This is a genomic window from Rhodopseudomonas sp. RCAM05734 (assembly GCF_052658035.1).
The window spans coordinates 981,366-999,381 of record NZ_CP199742.1 but is presented as its reverse complement, the minus strand read 5'-3'; the positions used below and the strand labels follow the sequence as shown (position 1 = coordinate 999,381).

Annotated in this window: 19 protein-coding genes; 2 read left to right on the top strand and 17 right to left on the bottom strand. The window is 65.0% G+C overall.

The genetic code is table 11. The features are described 5' to 3' along the window. Nucleotides 1-15: 15 nt before the first annotated feature. Nucleotides 16-684, bottom strand: coding sequence for an MBL fold metallo-hydrolase (locus ACUXVA_RS04910; protein WP_265081279.1), 669 nt, complete (start codon nucleotides 682-684; stop codon nucleotides 16-18). A 134-nt stretch (nucleotides 685-818) separates the two neighbouring features. Next, nucleotides 819-1,940 carry a vWA domain-containing protein gene (locus tag ACUXVA_RS04905; protein ID WP_265081280.1) on the bottom strand — a complete coding sequence of 374 codons (1,122 nt, stop codon included), beginning with the start codon at nucleotides 1,938-1,940 and terminating at the stop codon, nucleotides 819-821. Nucleotides 1,941-2,097: 157 nt separating this feature from the next. Between ACUXVA_RS04905 and ACUXVA_RS04900 the strand changes: the two genes are divergently transcribed. Beyond that, the gene (locus tag ACUXVA_RS04900) at nucleotides 2,098-2,601 is read left to right on the top strand and encodes an MmcB family DNA repair protein (RefSeq protein ID WP_265081281.1); all 504 of its coding nucleotides are present in this window, start codon (nucleotides 2,098-2,100) and stop codon (nucleotides 2,599-2,601) included. A gap of 188 nt (nucleotides 2,602-2,789) precedes the next feature. Here ACUXVA_RS04900 and ACUXVA_RS04895 read toward each other — a convergent pair whose 3' ends face one another. After that, nucleotides 2,790-3,344 (bottom strand): ActR/PrrA/RegA family redox response regulator transcription factor, encoded by a 555-nt coding sequence (locus ACUXVA_RS04895; RefSeq protein WP_265081282.1) that lies wholly within the window; start codon nucleotides 3,342-3,344, stop codon nucleotides 2,790-2,792. Nucleotides 3,345-3,557: 213 nt separating this feature from the next. Between ACUXVA_RS04895 and ACUXVA_RS04890 the strand changes: the two genes are divergently transcribed. After that, the gene (locus ACUXVA_RS04890; protein WP_265081283.1) at nucleotides 3,558-4,784 is read left to right on the top strand and encodes an MFS transporter; all 1,227 of its coding nucleotides are present in this window, start codon (nucleotides 3,558-3,560) and stop codon (nucleotides 4,782-4,784) included. Nucleotides 4,785-4,856: 72 nt separating this feature from the next. On the opposite strand, the gene ACUXVA_RS04885 is transcribed toward ACUXVA_RS04890, so the two are convergent. The 14 genes from ACUXVA_RS04885 to ACUXVA_RS04820 all read right to left on the bottom strand — a co-directional run bounded on the left by ACUXVA_RS04885 (nucleotide 4,857) and on the right by ACUXVA_RS04820 (nucleotide 18,002). Beyond that, nucleotides 4,857-5,354, bottom strand: coding sequence for a VOC family protein (locus tag ACUXVA_RS04885; protein WP_265081284.1), 498 nt, complete (start codon nucleotides 5,352-5,354; stop codon nucleotides 4,857-4,859). 51 nt (nucleotides 5,355-5,405) lie between these two features. Beyond that, nucleotides 5,406-5,951 (bottom strand): carboxymuconolactone decarboxylase family protein, encoded by a 546-nt coding sequence (locus tag ACUXVA_RS04880; protein WP_265081285.1) that lies wholly within the window; start codon nucleotides 5,949-5,951, stop codon nucleotides 5,406-5,408. A 158-nt stretch (nucleotides 5,952-6,109) separates the two neighbouring features. Beyond that, entirely contained in the window at nucleotides 6,110-7,150 is a 1,041-nt protein-coding gene (locus ACUXVA_RS04875; RefSeq protein ID WP_445493241.1) for an amino acid ABC transporter substrate-binding protein, read from the bottom strand. A 63-nt stretch (nucleotides 7,151-7,213) separates the two neighbouring features. Further along, nucleotides 7,214-7,810, bottom strand: coding sequence for a L,D-transpeptidase (locus ACUXVA_RS04870; RefSeq protein ID WP_265081286.1), 597 nt, complete (start codon nucleotides 7,808-7,810; stop codon nucleotides 7,214-7,216). A gap of 298 nt (nucleotides 7,811-8,108) precedes the next feature. Then, the gene (locus tag ACUXVA_RS04865; protein WP_265081287.1) at nucleotides 8,109-8,237 is read right to left on the bottom strand and encodes a DUF2474 domain-containing protein; all 129 of its coding nucleotides are present in this window, start codon (nucleotides 8,235-8,237) and stop codon (nucleotides 8,109-8,111) included. Next, on the bottom strand, nucleotides 8,237-9,244 hold the full coding sequence (gene cydB, locus ACUXVA_RS04860) for a cytochrome d ubiquinol oxidase subunit II (RefSeq protein ID WP_445491087.1): 1,008 nt from the start codon (nucleotides 9,242-9,244) through the stop codon (nucleotides 8,237-8,239). The genes ACUXVA_RS04865 and cydB overlap by 1 nt, the downstream gene beginning before the upstream one ends. Next, nucleotides 9,241-10,650 (bottom strand): cytochrome ubiquinol oxidase subunit I, encoded by a 1,410-nt coding sequence (locus tag ACUXVA_RS04855; RefSeq protein WP_265081288.1) that lies wholly within the window; start codon nucleotides 10,648-10,650, stop codon nucleotides 9,241-9,243. Before ACUXVA_RS04855 ends, cydB begins: the two co-directional genes overlap by 4 nt. Nucleotides 10,651-10,740: 90 nt before the next feature. Then, the gene (locus ACUXVA_RS04850) at nucleotides 10,741-11,301 is read right to left on the bottom strand and encodes a thioredoxin family protein (RefSeq protein WP_265081289.1); all 561 of its coding nucleotides are present in this window, start codon (nucleotides 11,299-11,301) and stop codon (nucleotides 10,741-10,743) included. A 17-nt stretch (nucleotides 11,302-11,318) separates the two neighbouring features. After that, nucleotides 11,319-12,014, bottom strand: coding sequence for a cytochrome c biogenesis CcdA family protein (locus ACUXVA_RS04845; RefSeq protein WP_265081290.1), 696 nt, complete (start codon nucleotides 12,012-12,014; stop codon nucleotides 11,319-11,321). A gap of 268 nt (nucleotides 12,015-12,282) precedes the next feature. Continuing rightward, nucleotides 12,283-12,480, bottom strand: a complete 198-nt coding sequence (locus ACUXVA_RS04840; protein WP_265081291.1) for a hypothetical protein — start codon at nucleotides 12,478-12,480, stop codon at nucleotides 12,283-12,285. 141 nt (nucleotides 12,481-12,621) lie between these two features. Then, nucleotides 12,622-13,233, bottom strand: coding sequence for a sigma-70 family RNA polymerase sigma factor (locus ACUXVA_RS04835; protein ID WP_265081292.1), 612 nt, complete (start codon nucleotides 13,231-13,233; stop codon nucleotides 12,622-12,624). 302 nt (nucleotides 13,234-13,535) lie between these two features. Next, nucleotides 13,536-14,273, bottom strand: coding sequence for a response regulator (locus ACUXVA_RS04830; protein ID WP_265081293.1), 738 nt, complete (start codon nucleotides 14,271-14,273; stop codon nucleotides 13,536-13,538). A 1-nt stretch (nucleotide 14,274) separates the two neighbouring features. Next, nucleotides 14,275-16,020, bottom strand: a complete 1,746-nt coding sequence (locus tag ACUXVA_RS04825) for an ATP-binding response regulator (RefSeq protein ID WP_445491083.1) — start codon at nucleotides 16,018-16,020, stop codon at nucleotides 14,275-14,277. Continuing rightward, on the bottom strand, nucleotides 15,990-18,002 hold the full coding sequence (locus ACUXVA_RS04820; RefSeq protein WP_445493239.1) for an ATP-binding protein: 2,013 nt from the start codon (nucleotides 18,000-18,002) through the stop codon (nucleotides 15,990-15,992). Before ACUXVA_RS04820 ends, ACUXVA_RS04825 begins: the two co-directional genes overlap by 31 nt. Nucleotides 18,003-18,016 lie beyond the last annotated feature (14 nt).

The following is an 18,016-nucleotide window of genomic DNA, read 5'->3' as shown; positions in this document are numbered from 1 at the left end:
GAACCGGCGCCGAGGTTACGCCGCGCCGGTGAGGAACGGATTGGTCATGCGCTCCTGGCCGATGCTGGAGCCCGGGCCATGGCCGCAGATGAAGCCGACATCGTCGCCGAGCGGCAGCAGCTTGTCGGTGATCGACTGGATCAACGTGTCGTGGTTGCCGCCGGGAATGTCGCTGCGGCCGACCGAGCCGGCGAACAGCACGTCGCCCACATGGGCGAAACGCATCGATTTTTCATAATACACGACACTGCCGGGCGAATGGCCGGGGCAATGCAGGATGTCGAAGTTCAGCCCGCCAACGCTGACGCGGTCGCCTTCCTTGAGCCAGCTGTCCGGTTGGAAGTTGCGCATGCCGGTCATGCCGTATTTGTGGCCGCTCTCTTCGACCAGATCGAAGAAGAACTTGTCGGCGATATGGGGGCCGGTGATCGGCACCTTCAGCGCCTCGCGCAACTCGGCGGCGCCTCCGACATGGTCGATATGACCATGGGTCAGCCAGATCTGCTCGACATTCACATTTGCCTTGGCGATAGCCTGCTGGATCAGCGGCACGTCGCCGCCGGGATCGATCACGACGGCCTGCCGCGTGGCCTCGTCCCATAGCAGCATGCAGTTCTGCTGGAACAGGGTCACTGGAATGATCACCGCGCCGGCTTTGGCTTTGGTCTCGGTTTCTTGTGTCATCGCGCCACAATGCTGATTTTTGCGGGAGTGTGAAGGGGAAAATTGGGGCGGTGTTGGTGCACGCAAGCTGCGCCCACAGGGGCCCCTCTCCCACCTGCGCAGCTTCGCTGCTTGGGGGAGAGGGGAAGAAAGAACTACCTCTTCAACTGCGCCTTCAGCGTCGCCTCGACTTCCCGATCGAATGACGACGTTTTTGCCGGCGCCTTGTCGCGCTGGACGGCGACGTAGCTGTCGCGCTTCTGCACCAGAGCGGCGAGCTTGGCGTTGAGCGCCTTGCGCGCCGTCATCTGGGTTTCGAGTTCGGCGGCGCGTTGCTCCGGCGCCAGCCGGCGCAGGCTGTCCGGCAACTCGTCCTCCCTGACGCCGTCGAGCTTCTGCTTGCCGGCGGCGACGTCGCTGACCAGGTCTCCGCCACCGGTGACGGCTTCGGAGGTCGATCGTGCGCGCTTGTTGATGTAGCTCGCCATGTCGGAGGCCTGCGCCGGCGCCGCCGCCGCCACCTTCGACAGCTGCCTTGCCTGGTCCTCGGTGCGCTTCTGCATCGGCGCCGGGCCATAGGGGATCACGGTGCGGTTGATCTCGTTCTGCAGGATGATGATGTCCTCGTCATACGGGGTCTCGATGATCACCACCTGACCGCCGTCCTGCGGGATCGGAATGAAGCGGCCGTCGCCGCGCTGGGCGATATCCTGCCACACCCGCTCGGTGTCGCGCGCGCTGCCGGCCAGGACCGCGTTGACGATGATGTCCTTCTGCCTGGCGACGGCCAGCGTGGTCGGGTACTTGGTGTCCTGCGCATAGTCCATGTGCGGCGGCGCGTCGCCGACCAGGAAGACGATGCGGCGGGTGTCCTTGCGGTCGGTCCAGTGCAATTTGTTGACGGCGATATCGAGCGCCTCGTTGACGCTCTCCGGCCAGTCGCCGCCGCCGCGCGCCTTCACCTCGAGCAGGTTGGCGTAGAGATCCTGGATATCGGTGGTGAGCTCGTAGGTCTTCGTCACGTAGTCGTCGCCGATGTCGCGATAGGCTACGAGACCCATCCGGATCTCCGCATCGGGATTGCTGTCGAGGATGGTGGTGGCGATCGACCAGATCTTTCGCTTGGCGCCTTCGATCAGCCCGCTCATGGAGCCGGTGGTGTCGAGCACGAACGCGACCTCGACGGTGGGTTTGGCCTGTGCCGCTGACAAGGCGGCCGTCAACGGCAGTGCGGCGATCGCCAACGCGAGTGCGCGGGCGGTAATGGCTGACGTCATGTTGCTCTCCTCCGGTAGCGTCCCTCGGAACTCAGGTTCCATCGGCTTCACGTTCGCGTGAGGTCGAAATTGGGGCGCAGCCGGCGCAAATTTGCGGCTGTTGTGGCGAGGGGCCTCGCTTGGGGCTGTGCCCCAAAATGGGCTACGGTTCGTCGCAATGGAATCGCAAGCCGTTCAACTGGCCGTCGTGCCGCCCGTGGACCGCCGTCAGTCCGAGACGGCGCTGGCGATCGCGCGCGGCACCGCGCGCTGGCTGCGCACGCTGGGTTTTTCCTGCATCGGTGAGGTGGCATTGCCGTCCGGCCGCCGCGCCGATCTGGTTGCCGTCAACGAGCGCGGCGAGATCTGGATCGTCGAGATCAAGTCATCGCTGGCGGATCTGCGCGCCGACCAAAAATGGCCGGAGTACCGCGCGCATTGTGACCGGCTGTTCTTTGCCTTCACCCAGGACCCGCCATGCGAGATCTTTCCCGGCGACACCGGTTTGATCGTCGCCGACGCCTATGGCGCGCATCTGCATTGCGAGGCGCCCGAGCATCGGCTGCCGGCGGCGACGCGAAAACTGATGCTGCTGCGGTTTGCGACCACGGCGGCACAGCGGCTCAACCGGCTGATCGATCCGCAGGGGCAGGGGCATGGGGATGTGGTGGGTGAGGTGTAGGCGGTCTGCGGGACATCAAGCAGTCATCCGCCTTCCACTCAATTGTCATCACCCGCGAAAGCGGGTGACCCAGTAAACACCGGCGCTGCGGATTTATCACTGAAGCCTGAGTTTACTGGGTCGCCCGGTCCTGGCGCGCAAGTGCGCGCAGGCCGGGCGATGACAGCCGTGTTTGCGGCTGCAGGCTATTACCGCGGCGCGCGCTTGGCCAAAATGCGCTGCAGGGTGCGACGATGCATGTTGAGGCGGCGTGCGGTTTCAGAGACGTTGCGGCCGCACATCTCGTAGATGCGCTGGATGTGTTCCCAGCGCACGCGGTCTGCCGACATCGGGTTGTTCGGAAGTTCGGATTTCTCGCCGCCGCTGGCCAGCAGCGCCGCGACCACATCGTCGGCGTCGGCCGGCTTCGACAGATAGTCGACCGCGCCCATCTTCACCGCGGTGACCGCGGTAGCGATGTTGCCGTATCCGGTCAGCACGATGGCGCGGGCATCCGGGCGCTTCTGTTTCAGCGCCGAGACCACGTCGAGCCCGTTGCCGTCGCCGAGCCGCAGGTCGACCACGGCGAAGGCCGGCGCCGCCTTGCCGATCTGCGACAGGCCATCGGCGACGCTGTCGCACGATGTCACGGTGAAGCCGCGGGTCTCCATCGCGCGCGACAGCCGCTCCAGGAACGGCTTGTCGTCCTCGACAATCAAGAGCGAGCGGTCGGTCTGGCCAGTCAATTCGGCGATGGCGTTCACGGTCGGAAATCCTCCATGTCGGATACTTTCATATGGCGCGACCACAGCGCACTGCCAAGGCCGCATTAAGTCGGTGCGGTGCGGTCAGGACGGTCCCGGCCGATTTTGGCCGGTATTTCGGGTGGTTAATCCCCGGGGGATGATAGATCAGCGCGGCGTGTTGTCGCAGACGCAGTGCAGCACCACCCATCGAGCGGCGAGAACGGATCCGGCATGGACGCGACAGCCCCACAACCCGACGAAGCGTCGCTCCGCTATGACGGCTGGCGCATCGTGGGGGTGTGCTTCACGGTGGCAACCTTCGGCTGGGCGCTCGGCTTCTACGGCCAGAGCGTCTACCTCGCCGAGTTGCAGCGCGTGCACGGCTGGCCGGCTTCCACCGTGTCGACAGCCACCACCTTCTTCTATCTGTTCGGCGCCCTGCTGGTGGCCTTCTTCAGCGAGGCCATGAAGGCATTCGGTCCGCGCGCCTGTTTGCTGGTCGGGGTGGCGGCGATGGCGAGTGCCACCGTACTGCTCGGCCAGATCACGGCGCCGTGGCAGCTCTATGCCGTCAACGCGCTGCTGGCGCTGGGCTGGGCCGGCACCAGCCTCGGCGCCATCACCAATACCCTCGGCCTGTGGTTCGACAGGAAGCGCGGCATGGCCATCAGCCTGGCGCTGAACGGCGCCAGCTTCGGCGGCATCGTCGGCGTGCCGCTGCTGGTGGCGGCGATATCAGGATTCGGATTCGCCCGCGCCACGCTCGCCGCAGCCATCGCCATGGTCGTGGTGCTGGTGCCGGTGATCCTCATTTTCGTCGGCCGCCCGCCGATGCGTGCCCATAGCGTGCTGGCCGGCGCTGCCGACGCGCCGTCATCGGCGCGGGTCCGGGCGCAGGCGCTGCGCGACGCGGGCTTTCTGACGCTGACCGTCGCCTTTGCGCTGACGCTGTTTGCCCAGGTCGGCTTCATCGTCCACCTGATCTCCTACCTCGATCCCGTCGTCGGCCGCGAGCGCGCCGCAGCGGCGGTGTCGCTGTTGACCCTGATGGCGGTGGTCGGGCGGGTGCTGTTCTCGACGGTAATCGACCGGCTCAACCAGCGGCTGGCCTCGGCGATCTCGTTCTGCAGCCAGGCGGTGGCGCTGGCCATCGTGATCAACTCGCATAACGAGGCGCTGCTGTTGTTCGCCTGCGCGCTGTTCGGCTTCTCCGTCGGCAATCTCATCACCTTGCCGGCGTTGATCGTGCAGCGCGAATTCGACATGCGCTCGTTCGGCGTGCTGGTCAGCCTGGTCACCGCGGTGACGCAGATCACCTACGCCTTTGCGCCGGGCATCATCGGCTATCTGCGCGACGCCTCCGGCAGCTACGCATTGCCGTTCTACGGCTGCATGAGCCTGCAACTGATCGCGGCGGCATTGATCCTGGTGCGAAGGAAGTCGGCGCAGCCGCTGTAGGCAAGCGGATCTGAAAGTACCGAGGAAGAACGGCATGGCCGCGCCGGGAGGGCGCCCCGCAATGACGGGTGCCTACGCCACGCGCTGCTTCATCAGATCAGCGAGATCGAGCCGTCGCGTGAACATGGCGATGCCGCCACTTTCGTCGCGCGGCCAATCCGCTTCGGGGCGATCCCAGTACAGTTCGACGCCGTTCTGGTCGGGGTCGCGCAGGTACAAGGCTTCGCTGACGCCGTGGTCGCTGGCACCATCGAGTTCGATGCCGGCCTCGCGCACGCGGTGCAGCGCGTCGGCCAGCGCCGCGCGCGTCGGATACAGGATGGCGGTGTGAAACAGGCCGGTGGTCCCCGCCGCCGGCGGCTGGCCGCCTTTGCTTTCCCAGGTATTCAGGCCGATGTGATGGTGGTAACCGCCCGCTGAAATGAACGCAGCCTGGTCGCCGTAACGCTGCATGAGCTGGAAGCCGAGCACGCCGCAATAGAATCCCATGGCGTGGTCGAGATCGGCCACCTTCAGGTGGACATGCCCGATCCGGGTTCCTGCGGCGATAGGTGTTGCGGTATCGGGCATGCTCTCTCCAACCGTGCGACGTCTACTGCCGATCTAGGCAGCGCCGCGCCCTTACGCAAGTTCGGATATTTCTCCGTCCGGCAGGCCGAACTCAAACGTATTCAGCGTCATCGACACCATGGTGTAATAGCCGCACAACCCGATGATCTCGACCAGGCCGCGCTCGCCGAGCAATCCGATCGCCGCGTCATAGAGCGGTTGGGTGACGCCGTGGCCTTCGTGCAGCGATTTGGCAACGTCATAGATCACCTGCGACCTCGCGTCCGGCAGTTTTGGCGTGCGGCGATTGCGGATGTCCTCGATGATGGCGGGATCCATGCCGCCGGCAAGCGCCAGCTTCTTGTGGGCATACCATTCGAAATGCGAGGTCCAGTGCCGTGCGGTGACCAGGATCGCCAGTTCGGATTCCGCCGCCGGCATCGAGGTGTCGTAGCGCAGGAAAGCGCCGAGCCGCGTCGCCTGTTTCGCCATGTCCGGACTATGCAGCCAGGCGAACATCGGCTCCGGTGGCCGGCCGCGCTTGCTGGCGATGGACTCGTCGTAGATCTCCCGCTGGTCTGCGGTCATGTCGTCCGGCGAAAGCAGCTTGAGACGCATTGTGTTTCCTCTCGGTGCTATTTTTGGGTCAGCCCTGGGCTGTCGTCACCCGCGAAGGCGGGTGACCCAGTAAACACAGACGACAGCGTTTACTGGGTCGCCCGGTCCCGGCGCGCAATTGCGCGCAGGCCGGGCGATGACAGTTGCGTGCGTTGCAGCTACCTGATCGGCGGCGCGTACTGGATGCCGCCGGCGCTCCACAGCCGGTTCAATCCGCGCGGGATCTGCAGCTTGGAGCCGGTGCCGACGTTGCGCTCATAGACTTCGCCGTAATTGCCGACATGGCGGATGATGCGTGCCGCCCAGTCCTTTGGGAGGTCGAGATCCTCGCCATAGGCGCCTTCGGTGCCGACCAGCCGCATCACGTCGGGCTTCTTCGACTTCAGGGCCTCGTCGATGTTCTTCGAGGTGATGCCGAGTTCTTCGGCGTTGATCATGGCATACAGCGTCCACTTGACGATCATCATCCAGTCGTCGTCGCGCTGCCGCACCACCGGCGCCAGCGGCTCCTTGGAGATCACGTCGGGCAGCACAACGTGCTCGTCCGGCTTGCCCAGTGTCAGCCTGAGCGCATAGAGCTGCGAGGCGTCGGCGGTGAATGTGTCGCACTGGCCGGCATTGTAGGCCTTCATCACATCGTCGAGCTTCGCGAACTTCATCTCGGTGTACTTGATGTTGTTGGCGCGGAAGAAGTCGGCGAGGTTCAAGGCCGTGGTGGTGTTGTCCTGGACGCAGATCTTGCTGCCGTCGAGCTCCAGCGCGGAATCGATGCTGCGCGCCTTCGGCACCATGAAGCTCTGGCCGTCGTAATAGGACACCGCTGGGAAATACAGGTCGTAATTGGTCTCGCGCGACATGCTCCATGTCGAGTTGCGGCTGAGGATATCGACCTTGCGGCTCTGCAGCTCCTTGAAGCGGTCGGTGGCGTCGAGCGGCACGAAGGTCACCTTCTTCGGATCGTTGAAGATGGCTGCCGCCACCGCGCGGCAGAAGTCGACGTCGAAGCCGGCCCAGTTGCCGCTGACGTCGGGCGAGGAGAAGCCCGGCAGGCCGGTGTTGACGCCGCACAGCACGGCGTCGCGGCGGATGGTGCGCTTCAGCGTCTTGGTATCGTAGCGTTCATAGGTGATGGCAGCGGCGGCGATGCCGGCGGCCACGATGAGGCCGATGGCCAGTCCGGTCGCAAAGGTCCGCTTCATCCACATGATGCTCTCACTGATATTCGGGAAACAGTTCGGTTTGAAAAACAGCGGGGCCGCGGGCTACAGCTCGGGCTTCTGCCGCACGATCACCTTGGTGCCGACCGGGATGCGGTCGTAGAGGTCGGCGACGTCGGAATTGACCAGCCGGAAGCAGCCCGACGACACCGCGGTGCCGATCGTGTCGGGCCGGTTGGTGCCGTGGATGCGGTACACGGTGGCGCCGAGATACAGCGCGCGGGCGCCGAGCGGGTTGCCGGGGCCGCCGGCCATGAAGCGCGGCAGATAGGGCTGGCGTTCGATCATCTCCGGCGGCGGCGTCCAGTCCGGCCACTCGGCCTTGCGCGAAATCTTCAGCAGGCCTTGCCAGGTGAAGCCGTCGCGACCGACACCGATGCCATAGCGGATGGCGCGCCCGCCCGGCTGCACCACATAGAGATGCCGCTCGGCGGTCTGGATGATGATGGTGCCGGGCGCTTCGGTGGTGCGATACAGCACCATGGTCTTCTGGAATTCCGGCTCGAGCTGCACGGAGTCATCGGGGATCAGGCCAGGCTGGTCGCCGACATCGGGCTGCTGCGCGAAGGATTGCGAGGCCGACAACATCAGGCCGGCCGCGGCAACAAGCGAAAGCCAGGTCGGGCGTCGGACGTGGGTCATCGAAAATCTCCGGTTCGGCGTACCGTCGTGGTCTACCACAGCGTGGTTAACGGAACCAGAGACCGCGAAGTGGTCTCTGTCCCGGACGCACTGCAGCGTTCTTCATGCTGCAAGCTCCGTTGTCGTCACCCGGCCGGCGCGCAATTGCGCGCTGGACCGGGTGACCCAGTAAACGCCGGCATCATCAGCTTGAACGCGGTCCTTGCCGGGCCTCCGCCCAGTCCCACACGCCGCGCGGAATACTGGATCGCCCGGTCCCGGCGCGCAATGCGCGCCGGCCGGGCGATGACAGCCGGAGCTATTTCCCGATCCACAGCCGCAGGCCGTAGCCTACAATCGTCACGGTGCCGACGCCGGCGGCCCACAGCGCAATAAACCACAGCAGGCGCTGCCACAGCGGTCGCGGTGTTTCCGCGAGACGCGGCATCAGTGATAGCCCGTCCCGGCGCTGACCTTGCCGCGAAACACGTAATAGGCCCAGGCCGTGTAAGCGAGGATGATCGGAACCAGTACGGCGACGCCCCAGATCATGAAGATCTGGCTGCTGGCCGGAGCGGCGGCCTGCCAGATGGTGATGCTGCGCGGCACGATATAGGGCCACATGCTGATGCCGAGGCCCGCATAGGACAGCGCGAACAGCGTCAGCGACAGGAAGAACGGCCGGTTGTCCTGCCTCTTGGCAAGGCTGCGCAGCAGCAGCGCGGTGACGGCGGCGACCGCAACGGGCACCGGCGCGGTCAGCAGCACGTTCGGCCAGTTGAACCAGCGCCGCGCATATTCGACGTCGAGGAACGGGGTGGCGATGCTGACCACGCCGATGGCGCCCAGCATGGCGAACAGCAGCCACCAGCTCAGCATGTAGGCGCGTTCGCGCAGTTCTCCCTCGGTCTTCATCACCAGCCAGGTGGCGCCGAGCAGGCTGTAGCCGATCACCAGGGCGACGCCGGTGAGGATGCTGAACGGCGTCAGCCAGTCCCACCAGCCGCCGCCGTAGTGCCTGCCGTTGACGACGACGCCCTGCAGGATGGCGCCGAGCGCCACGCCCTGCGCCATGGTGGCCAGCAGCGAGCCGCCGGCAAAGGCGAAGTCCCATAGATTGCGTTCGCGCCGCGTGCGCCAGCGGAATTCGAAGGCGACGCCGCGAAACACCAGGCCGAGCAGCATGGCGATCATCGGCGTGTACAGCGCCGGCATCAGCACGGCATAAGCGAGGGGAAACGCGGCCATCAGCCCGCCGCCGCCGAGCACCAGCCAGGTCTCGTTGCCGTCCCACACCGGCGCGACGGAATTCATCATCACATCGCGGTCTTCCTTCTTCGGAAACAGCGGAAACAGCATGCCGAGACCAAGGTCGAAGCCGTCCATCACCACATAGACGAAAACGGCAAAGGCGATGATGAAGGCCCAGACGGTGGCGATATCGATGGCGATCATGATGCGTGTCCCTGGGCGGCGTGGCCGGCTGCGGGGGTGATGCCGGCGGCGCGCACCGGCGCGTCGCCGCGGGGGCCCTGTTCGCCATGATGCGGCGGCGCGGCCATCAGCCTGAGGATGTAGATGACGCCGGCAGTGAATACGATGAAATACACGATCGCGAAGGCGATCAGCGACGATGCCACCGCCGGTGCGGCCAGCGGCGAGGTGGAGTCGGCGGTCCGCAGCAATCCGAACACGGTGAACGGCTGGCGTCCGGTCTCGGTGGTCACCCAGCCTGCCAGCACCGCGACGAAGCCGGCCGGGCCCATGGCCATGGCGAACAGATGCAGGAAGCGCGACTGGTAGAGCTCACCGCGCCAGCGCATCGCCAGACTCAGCAGCCCGAGGCCGAGCATCAGGAAGCCGATCCCCACCATGATGCGGAACGACCAGAAGGTGACCGGCACCGGCGGCCAGTTTTCACGCGGCACGGTGTCGAGACCGGCCATCGGCGCGTTCATGTCATGCTTCAGGATCAGCGATCCCAGCTTCGGGACCTCGATGGCGTATTTGACTTTCGCCTCCTTCTGGTCGGGCAGGCCGAACAGGATCAGCGGCGCGCCGTCGGGATGGCTCTGGTAGTGGCCTTCCATGGCCATCAGCTTGGCGGGCTGGTGCTCCAGCGTGTTGAGGCCATGCTGGTCGCCGGCAAAAATCTGCAGCGGCGCCACCAGCGTGGCCATCCACATCGCCATGGAGAACATCACCCGCGGGCCGGCGAGATGAGAATCCCGCAGCAGGTGCCAGGCGCCGACCGCGCCGACCACCAGCGCCGTGGTGAGATAGGCGGCCAGCACCATGTGAACGAGGCGATAGGGGAAGGATGGGTTGAAGATGACCTTCATCCAGTCGGCGGCGATGAATTGGCCGTCGGTATTGATGGCGTAGCCGGCCGGGGTCTGCATCCAGGAGTTGGCCGACAGAATCCAGAACGCCGAGAACAGTGTGCCGATCGCCACCATCAGCGTGGCCAGGAAATGCAGCCGGTGGCCGACGCGCTCGAGCCCGAACAGCATGACGCCGAGGAAGCCGGCCTCGAGGAAGAACGCGGTCAGCACCTCATAGGCCATCAAGGGGCCGATCACCGGCCCGGTCTTGTCGGAGAAGACCGACCAGTTGGTGCCGAACTGGTAGGACATCACGATGCCCGACACCACGCCCATGCCGAAGGCGATGGCGAAGATCTTGAGCCAATAGTTGAACAGGTTGATGAACACCTCGCGGCCGGTCCACAGCCACAGCGCCTCCAGCACCGCGAGATAGCTGGCGAGCCCGATTGAGAACGCCGGAAAGATGATGTGGAACGACATGGTGAAGGCGAACTGGGCTCTTGCCAGTATCACCGCGTCGACGCCTTCGAACATGCTGATCATCCTTCCGCAACTCGCATCGGGATGATTAGCACGTGGTCTGTGTCGATCCTATCTCGGGATGTCTTCTGCCGCGCCGGTTCCCTAGCTGCTCGCTTTCAGCAAGCTTTTGATCGTGCTCTCAATTTTCTCATACTGGCCTTCGCCGTCGTGCTGGTAGACAATATGTCCACCCTGATCGACGATGTATTGGGCCGGCCAGTAGCGGTTGCTGTAGGCATTCCAGGTCCGCGAGTCATTGTCCTGCGCCACCGGATAGGTGATGCCGTGGCGTTGCAATGCGGCGTTCACGTTTGATGCCGAGCGTTCGAACGGGAATTCGGGCGTGTGGACGCCAACGATGACAAAGCCGCGATCCTTGTATTTGGCGTAGAGCTCCGTGACGTGCGGCAGCGTGTTCACACAGTTGACGCAGCCATAGGTCCAGAAGTTCACCAGCACCACCTTGCCGCGCAGGCCTGCCATCGTCAGCGGCCCCGAGTTGAACCAGGTGCCGATGCCGCTGAATTCCGGCGCGACATCCTGGGCTGCAGCCATCTGCAGGGGCGCCGGCGGGTTGCCGGTTTCGCCGGCGAGGGCAGGCAGGGCCGTTCCGAGCAGGGCTGCAAGGAGCGAGGCGGACGTAATGAACGAGCGGGTCTTCATGTCATGTTCCTCGGAGGTTACAGGCCGAGCTGGCCGGTGGGGTAGAAGGCTGTCAGCCACGCCACGATCTGCGTGTCGTACTGAAAGTAGGAGGCGACCGCGAAGCCGATCACGATGACGCCAAAGGCCTGCTGCAGCCTCGGCGAAATCCGTGCGATGCTGCGGACCCGCGTGGTGACTGCCTGGCCGCCATAGGCGATCGCCAGCATGGGGATCGCCGCGCCGACGGCGTAGGCGATCATCAGGGTGCTGCCCCAGGCGACATCCTTCGATGTCGCGACGATCGTCAGGATCGAACCGAGCACCGGACCGGCGCAGGGCGTCCATACCAGCCCCAGCGTGGTGCCGAGCACGAAGCCGCCGATATTGCCGGGATGCGCGACCGCACGGCTTCCTTCGGACGTGTATCCGCCGATGCGGTTGGTCAGCCAATGAAACGGCGTCGGCCAGATCATCAGCACCCCGAAGCCGAGCAGCAGGACAGCCGCGGCGGTACGCAGCACATTCGGATCGAAATCGAAGGCCTGGGTCAGCCAGCCGAGCAGCAGGGCGACAAAGGAAAACGACAGCACGAAGCCGAGGGCGATCATCGCCGGACGTATCCTGCCGGTGTGACCCAGCGATGCGCCGAGCAGGATCGGCAGCATGGGCAGCGTGCAGGGTGCGGCGATGGTCAGCACACCGGCGAGCACAGCGAGAACGAGGTTGAGCATTGGTCGGCCCCATGGCGCGCCGCGCTCATGACCGGATCGTCACGACGGGCGCATGATGGGTCTTCGCGATGAGATGCAATCCCGTTACGCGGCAGGCGTCACGTGTTCGTGAGACGCACGAGGCGGCATCGCGAACTCTCCTGTCGTCGCCGCGAAGGCGGGGACGACATCGGAGATCGTCGTATCCAAACAAAAAAAGACCCGGAAGGGGGCATCCCGTCCGGGTCGAAGGCTGTTTGGAGGTCGGAACGTGGGAGAAAAAATTCAATCAGCGGCGGGCATCACCGTCGAAGGAGATCACGCATACCTCCGCCGGGTTCCTGCTGCTGCAGTCGATCACCTGCTGGCGGACCGTCATCGCGCCGTCGCGTGGGGCGTGAGGCGCGGTGTTCTGGGCCGACAGCGAGGCCAGGGTGCAGATCGCGCCGAGCGGGATGACGAAGAAGCGGAAGGTGGGATTCAGCATTTTCTCACTCCCTGTTCGGCGTTGGTGATGATTGGAATAGCAGGCGATTCTTTCCGGCCGATGTCGTCGACTGTTTCATGTGTTTCGTCGCGCGACCGTGATCCCGATCACATCGTGATCCCAATCACATCGTGACCTCGATTACGCGGCGAGGCTATCGATGCCGGCGCTCTTGAGCAGTTCGGCCAGCTGCTTGCGGGCGTAGAACATCCGGGTCTTCACCGTGGAAGCGGGGATACCGATCAGCGACGCCACCTCTTCCACCGACTTCTCGTGATAGTAGACCAGGTTGACGATCTCGCGATGCGCCGGCGACAGCTTGGCGACACAGGCGCGCAGGATGGCGCTGGTGCGGCTGCGCTCGAGCGACGCCTCCGGCGTGTCGGCGGAATCGGCGATCTCCATCACGTCGTCCTGGTCTATGTCCTCGTGCTTGCGCTGGCGCAGCGCGGTCAGCGCCTTGAAGCGGGCGATCGACAGCAGCCAGGTCGAGACCTGCGAGCGGCCCTCGAACTGGCCGGCGGTGCGCCACACGTCCAGGAACACCTGGCTGACCAGGTCTTCGGCCAGCGTCGTGTCGCGCAGCATGCGCAGCACGAAGCGGTAGACCCGCACATGGTGGCGCGAATACAGCGTGTGCATCGCGGTCCGGTCGCCGCCTGAAATGCGCTCCAGCAACATTTCATCGGAGGTAGCCCGGGCGGCAATGATGCCCTGATGGCCTGCGGCGCTGATGGCGATGACGTTCTGCATGATCGGCTCCCGTGAGACACCGCAAATGGCGGCTTCGTTGGGAGGAGTGATAGCCAGCGCGGGTTTCGGGACGTCTGCGTCAAAACCGAAAATGGTTTCATGCCACCTATGGAATGTTTCGTCGCGAAGCGGGCGGCGACACATTCAGAGAAAAACAGTAATGATTTTAAGGGGCGTGACGCCCCCGTGCCGGATCGCGCCGGCGCCGCTACTTTGTGATCCAGATCACACTGGAGGGCCATGCCACGCCTAGGCGTGGCGTGGCAGGCGAGGATTCCGGGCTTGCCGGCCGCAAAATCCGCTCAGGCCTTGTCGCCCGCCGGGGAAAACAGATAGCCGCCGCCGCGAATGGTGCGGATCACCGCCGGCTTGGTCGGGTCCGGTTCGATCTTGCGGCGAATCCGCATGATTCGCAGGTCGACGGCGCGGTCGAACGCCTCGGCGTCGCGTGCATTGGCCAGTTCAAGCAGCCGTTCGCGCGACAGCACCCGCTTGGGATTGGCCGCGAACACCTTCAGCAGGCCGAATTCCGATGCGGTCAGCGGGTGTTCGTTGCCCTCGTCGTCGCGCAGCGCCTGGGCCTGCAGGTCGAGCCATTTGGTGCCGAAGCGAACCAGATGGTCGGTCTCGGCCTTGGCCGGCGCTGCAACCTCGGCCGGCGCTGGCTTGACGGCACTGCGTCGCAGCACCGAACGGATCCGTGCCATCAGCTCGCGCAACTCGCAGGGCTTGGCGATGTAGTCGTCGGCGCCGAGCTCCAGCCCCACCACGCGATCGATCGGGCTGGCGGTGGCCGTCAGCATGATCACCGGCACGTTGGTGCGGCTTTTCAGGTCGCGGATGATCGACAGCCCGTCTTCCTCAGGCATGTTGAGGTCGAGCACCACGAGATCCGGCACGCCGGTCTCGATTACGCCGCGCAGGCTCTTGCCACCGTCGCACAGGGTGACGGAGAAGCCGTGCATTTTGAGATAATCGCCGACCATTTCACGGGCGGGTGCTTCGTCGTCGACAATGATGATATGCGGGCTCTGGCTCATGTCACGCTTCGGCTGTCGCAGGCAGGATGATGGTGAAAGTCGCGCCGCGGCCGGGGCCGGGACTGTCCGCAGTCACCTCGCCGCCATGCATGTCGACGATCCGCTTGACGATCGACAGGCCAAGGCCAGTCGAGCTTTCGCCGCCGGTGGGCTTGGCCGACAACCGCTGGAAGCGGCCGAACAGCCGGTCGATATCCTCCGGCGACAGGCCGGCGCCTTCGTCGCTGACGCGGACGATGGCGTTCTCGCCGTCGCAGGCAACGGAGATGGCTATCTTGCCGCCGATCGGACTGTATTTGATGGCGTTGCTGATGAGATTGTCGATCGCCTCGCGCATCCGGTCGGCATCGCACATGGTGTGATCGCGGGTCGATGCCGACACGGTCATGACCTGCTGCTTGTTGACGGCCAGCGGCCTGTTGGCCTCGGCGACTTCGGTGACCAGCGCGGAAATATCGACGGCCTCCCGCCGGATGGTGATGTCGAAGGCATCGGCCATGGCGTCGTTGATGAGGTGATCGACCATCGAGGTCAGGCGTCGCGTGGCGTCGCGGATATGATCGACCTGCGCGGCGATGCTGTCCTTGGCGGCTCCGGCGGAGATCAGCTCGGTCAGCATTTCGGTGCGGCCGAGGATGACGCCGAGCGGATTCTTCAGGTCGTGGGCGACGGTGCCGAGAATCTCGTTCTTGAAGCCGTTGGCGCGCTGCAGCCGCAGCCATTGCGCCGACAGTCGGCGATTGGCCTGCATCAAGGCGCGCGTGCGCTGGGCGACACGGTCCTCGAGCTGCGTATTGGCCTCATGGAGCTGCTGATAGAGGATCACATTGTCGAAGGCGATCGACAGCCGGCTCCCGAAGATCTCCACCAGCGAGCGGTCGGTGTCGGACAGCCGATGTTCGGCCTGCAGCAGCACCACCACCTCGCGTCCGCTGCCGGTGCGCACATAGAGCACGGTGCGCTGGTCGGCGAAGTCGTGCTTGCGGCGGCGGAATGCCTCTTCGACCATCTGCCGCAGGTCCGGATCGAGTCCCTGCGGGCCGGGGCAGCCGATGAAACGGCTGTAGCAGCCGGAGCCGGCCAGTACCGCAAAATCGTCGCCTTTCGTGCCGCTGTCGCGCAGCACCAGGATTCCGGCGCAGTCGACATTCAGCAGCGACGCAATCTGGGTCAGCACGCCCTCGGCAAGCCGCTGCATCGACTTGAAGTCGTAAAGCGTCGAGGCGGCGTCGAGGATGATCTCGAGCCCGCGCCTTGTCTGCACCATGCGTTCGAGCTGCTGGTAGCTGCGCAGCGCCGCGGTCAGCGAGGTGAACAGCTTGTCGGCGGTGAGCTCGGTCTTGGCCTTGTAGTCGTTGATGTCGTAATCGACGATGACGCGGCGTTCCGGCGCCTGGCCGGGCTGCCCGGTGCGCAGGATGATGCGGACGGTCTCGTTCTGAAGCTCATTGCGGATGAACTCGACGAGGTCGAGCCCGGCGGCGTCAGTTTCCATGATGACGTCGAGCAGTACCGCGGCGATGTCCGGATGCGCGCGCATCAGGGTCTGGCCTTCCGCAGCCGAATAGGCCGAGAGGATCTCGAGGCCCTGGCCGTTGAGACTGTAGTCGCTGAGCGCGAAGCGGGTGCCCTCATGCACCGCGTGATCGTCGTCGATCACGGCTATTTTCCACCTGCGCCCTGTCGATGCCTCGGGCTCGGGCCCGAAATCTTCGATCAGTTGGAGGACATCGTCCTGGTCGGCCATTGCGTGGTCCCGTTGTTTGTTGCGGCGTCAGCGGAAGCGCCGGTGGCGGCCCGCGGCATGATAATGCGAAATGTCGTGCCTTGTCCCAGTCTCGACTCCAGCATCATGCGTCCGCCGAGCTGCTGGGTGACCAGGTTGTAGACGATGTGGAGGCCAAGGCCGGTGCCGCCTTCGTTGCGGCGCGTGGTGAAGAACGGATCGAAAGCCTGGCGCTGCACGTCGGGCGTCATGCCGGCACCATTGTCGGCGAAGATGATCTCGATGTCATCGGCGCCGCGCGGCCGCGCCGTGATCGAGATCGCGCCCGGTTTGCCGTCCGGGAAGGCGTGGTTGGCGGCGTTGAGGAACAGGTTGGTCAGGATCTGGCCGTAGGAGCCGGGATAGCCGTCGATGATCAGGCCGTCCGGCACGTCGATGGTCAGGCTGATCGGCGCCTTCTTCAGCACCGGCCGCAGGCTGGCGACGATCTGGTCGGTGGCCTCCGAGAGGCTGAACTGCCGCCGTTCGGCGTGCGACCGGTCGACCGCCACCTGCTTGAACGACTGGATCAGCTCTCCGGCGCGGTGCAGGTTGCCCACCAGTTGCTGCGCGGCATCCTGCGAGGTACGGACGAATTCCTCCAGCCGCGAGCGACGCATCGGCGTGTTGGAGCGCAGTTCGGCGCCGAACATCTCGACGCGGCGGGCGAAACTCGAGGCTACGGTCAGGCTGATGCCGATCGGATTGTTGACCTCGTGGGCGACGCCGGCCACCAGGCCGCCCAGCGCCGCCAGCCGTTCCGCATCGATCAAATTCTGCTGCGCGGCATTCAGTTCGAGCAGGGCACTTTCGGCCCTCTCCTTGGAGGCCCGCAGTTCATTCTCGGTCTCGCGCTTGGCGATGGCATTCTCGCGGAAAACGTCGACCGCGCGCGCCATGGCGCCGACCTCGTCGCGCGCCGCGGTGCCTTGCACCCGGCGATCGTAGTCGCCCGAGGTGATGGCGTGCATCGACGCCATGATCTGCTGCAGCGGCAGCCGGATGCTGAGCGCGATGACAATGCCCGCGATCATGATGACGGCGAGGAACACCACCGCGATCAGCAGCACCTTGCGCGAGATGTCCGACAGGGTGCGGTCGAAGGTGGCCTGGGCGTTCTGCTCGCGCTGCCGCATCTTCACCGACAGGCCGTCGATGGCGCCGATGGTGTCGGCCTGGCTGGCGTCGATGGAGTTGCGCAGCAGATCGGTGCGGCTGGTGAGCTGCTCGGAGAGGTGGGCAAGGCCTTGGCGCAGTGCCACAGCGCGGTCCTTCAGGCGCTGCAGCGCAATGCGTTGCAGGTCGTTGTCGGCGAGATCGGTCATCACCGGAATGGTGCGCTCGATGGTTTCGGTGTTGCGGTGGGCGTCCTCGGCGGCGGCCGACGCCAGCGACAGGTAGTAGGCGTTGGCGGCCACCAGCATGGCGGTGAAGGCTTCGCGGGACTTGCCGAGCGCCGGCCAGATCAGGGCGTCGCGCTGCGCGGTGGCGCCCTCGATGATCGAGTACAGCCCGGCCATGTCCTTGGCGGGACTCAGCACCTGCTCCTCATAGGTCTTGGAGATCGTGGTCTGCAGCGCGCGCAATTCGCCGAAGCCGCTCAGGAAGCGCTCGGTCACGCGCTCCAGTTCGGCCACCGAGCCGGACAGCATCGGATCGGTGGACGCGCGGGTGTTGAGGGTGCCGAGCACCGCCTCGCGCAGCAGCAGGATTTCGGCGAAGAGTTCGGGGCTCGGTTGGTTGATATAGCGGTGGATCAGGTTCTGCAGCCGCCCGGTCTCGCTCTCCAGCAGCGCCAGAATCTGGTCGGACTGCCGGACCTGCCGAACGTCGTCCCAGGCCGACGACAGAACGTGGGTGCCGCTCCAGATCAGGACGGCCAGCACGACCACCACAGCGGAATTCAGCGCGGCAATCGACAGGATGCGCCAGCGGATCGGAATCGCACGAACAAGCGCCACGATGCCGGATCGGCCAT

Coding starts and splice junctions, on each gene's coding strand:
- ACUXVA_RS04910 (WP_265081279.1), bottom strand. CDS start 684: ATGACACAAGAAACCGAGACCAAAGCCAAAGCCGGCGCGGTGATCATT.
- ACUXVA_RS04905 (WP_265081280.1), bottom strand. CDS start 1,940: ATGACGTCAGCCATTACCGCCCGCGCACTCGCGTTGGCGATCGCCGCA.
- ACUXVA_RS04900 (WP_265081281.1), top strand. CDS start 2,098: ATGGAATCGCAAGCCGTTCAACTGGCCGTCGTGCCGCCCGTGGACCGC.
- ACUXVA_RS04890 (WP_265081283.1), top strand. CDS start 3,558: ATGGACGCGACAGCCCCACAACCCGACGAAGCGTCGCTCCGCTATGAC.
- ACUXVA_RS04885 (WP_265081284.1), bottom strand. CDS start 5,354: ATGCCCGATACCGCAACACCTATCGCCGCAGGAACCCGGATCGGGCAT.
- ACUXVA_RS04880 (WP_265081285.1), bottom strand. CDS start 5,951: ATGCGTCTCAAGCTGCTTTCGCCGGACGACATGACCGCAGACCAGCGG.
- ACUXVA_RS04875 (WP_445493241.1), bottom strand. CDS start 7,150: ATGAAGCGGACCTTTGCGACCGGACTGGCCATCGGCCTCATCGTGGCC.
- ACUXVA_RS04870 (WP_265081286.1), bottom strand. CDS start 7,810: ATGACCCACGTCCGACGCCCGACCTGGCTTTCGCTTGTTGCCGCGGCC.
- ACUXVA_RS04865 (WP_265081287.1), bottom strand. CDS start 8,237: ATGCCGCGTCTCGCGGAAACACCGCGACCGCTGTGGCAGCGCCTGCTG.
- cydB (WP_445491087.1), bottom strand. CDS start 9,244: ATGATCGCCATCGATATCGCCACCGTCTGGGCCTTCATCATCGCCTTT.
- ACUXVA_RS04855 (WP_265081288.1), bottom strand. CDS start 10,650: ATGTTCGAAGGCGTCGACGCGGTGATACTGGCAAGAGCCCAGTTCGCC.
- ACUXVA_RS04850 (WP_265081289.1), bottom strand. CDS start 11,301: ATGAAGACCCGCTCGTTCATTACGTCCGCCTCGCTCCTTGCAGCCCTG.
- ACUXVA_RS04845 (WP_265081290.1), bottom strand. CDS start 12,014: ATGCTCAACCTCGTTCTCGCTGTGCTCGCCGGTGTGCTGACCATCGCC.
- ACUXVA_RS04840 (WP_265081291.1), bottom strand. CDS start 12,480: ATGCTGAATCCCACCTTCCGCTTCTTCGTCATCCCGCTCGGCGCGATC.
- ACUXVA_RS04835 (WP_265081292.1), bottom strand. CDS start 13,233: ATGCAGAACGTCATCGCCATCAGCGCCGCAGGCCATCAGGGCATCATT.
- ACUXVA_RS04830 (WP_265081293.1), bottom strand. CDS start 14,273: ATGAGCCAGAGCCCGCATATCATCATTGTCGACGACGAAGCACCCGCC.
- ACUXVA_RS04825 (WP_445491083.1), bottom strand. CDS start 16,020: ATGGCCGACCAGGACGATGTCCTCCAACTGATCGAAGATTTCGGGCCC.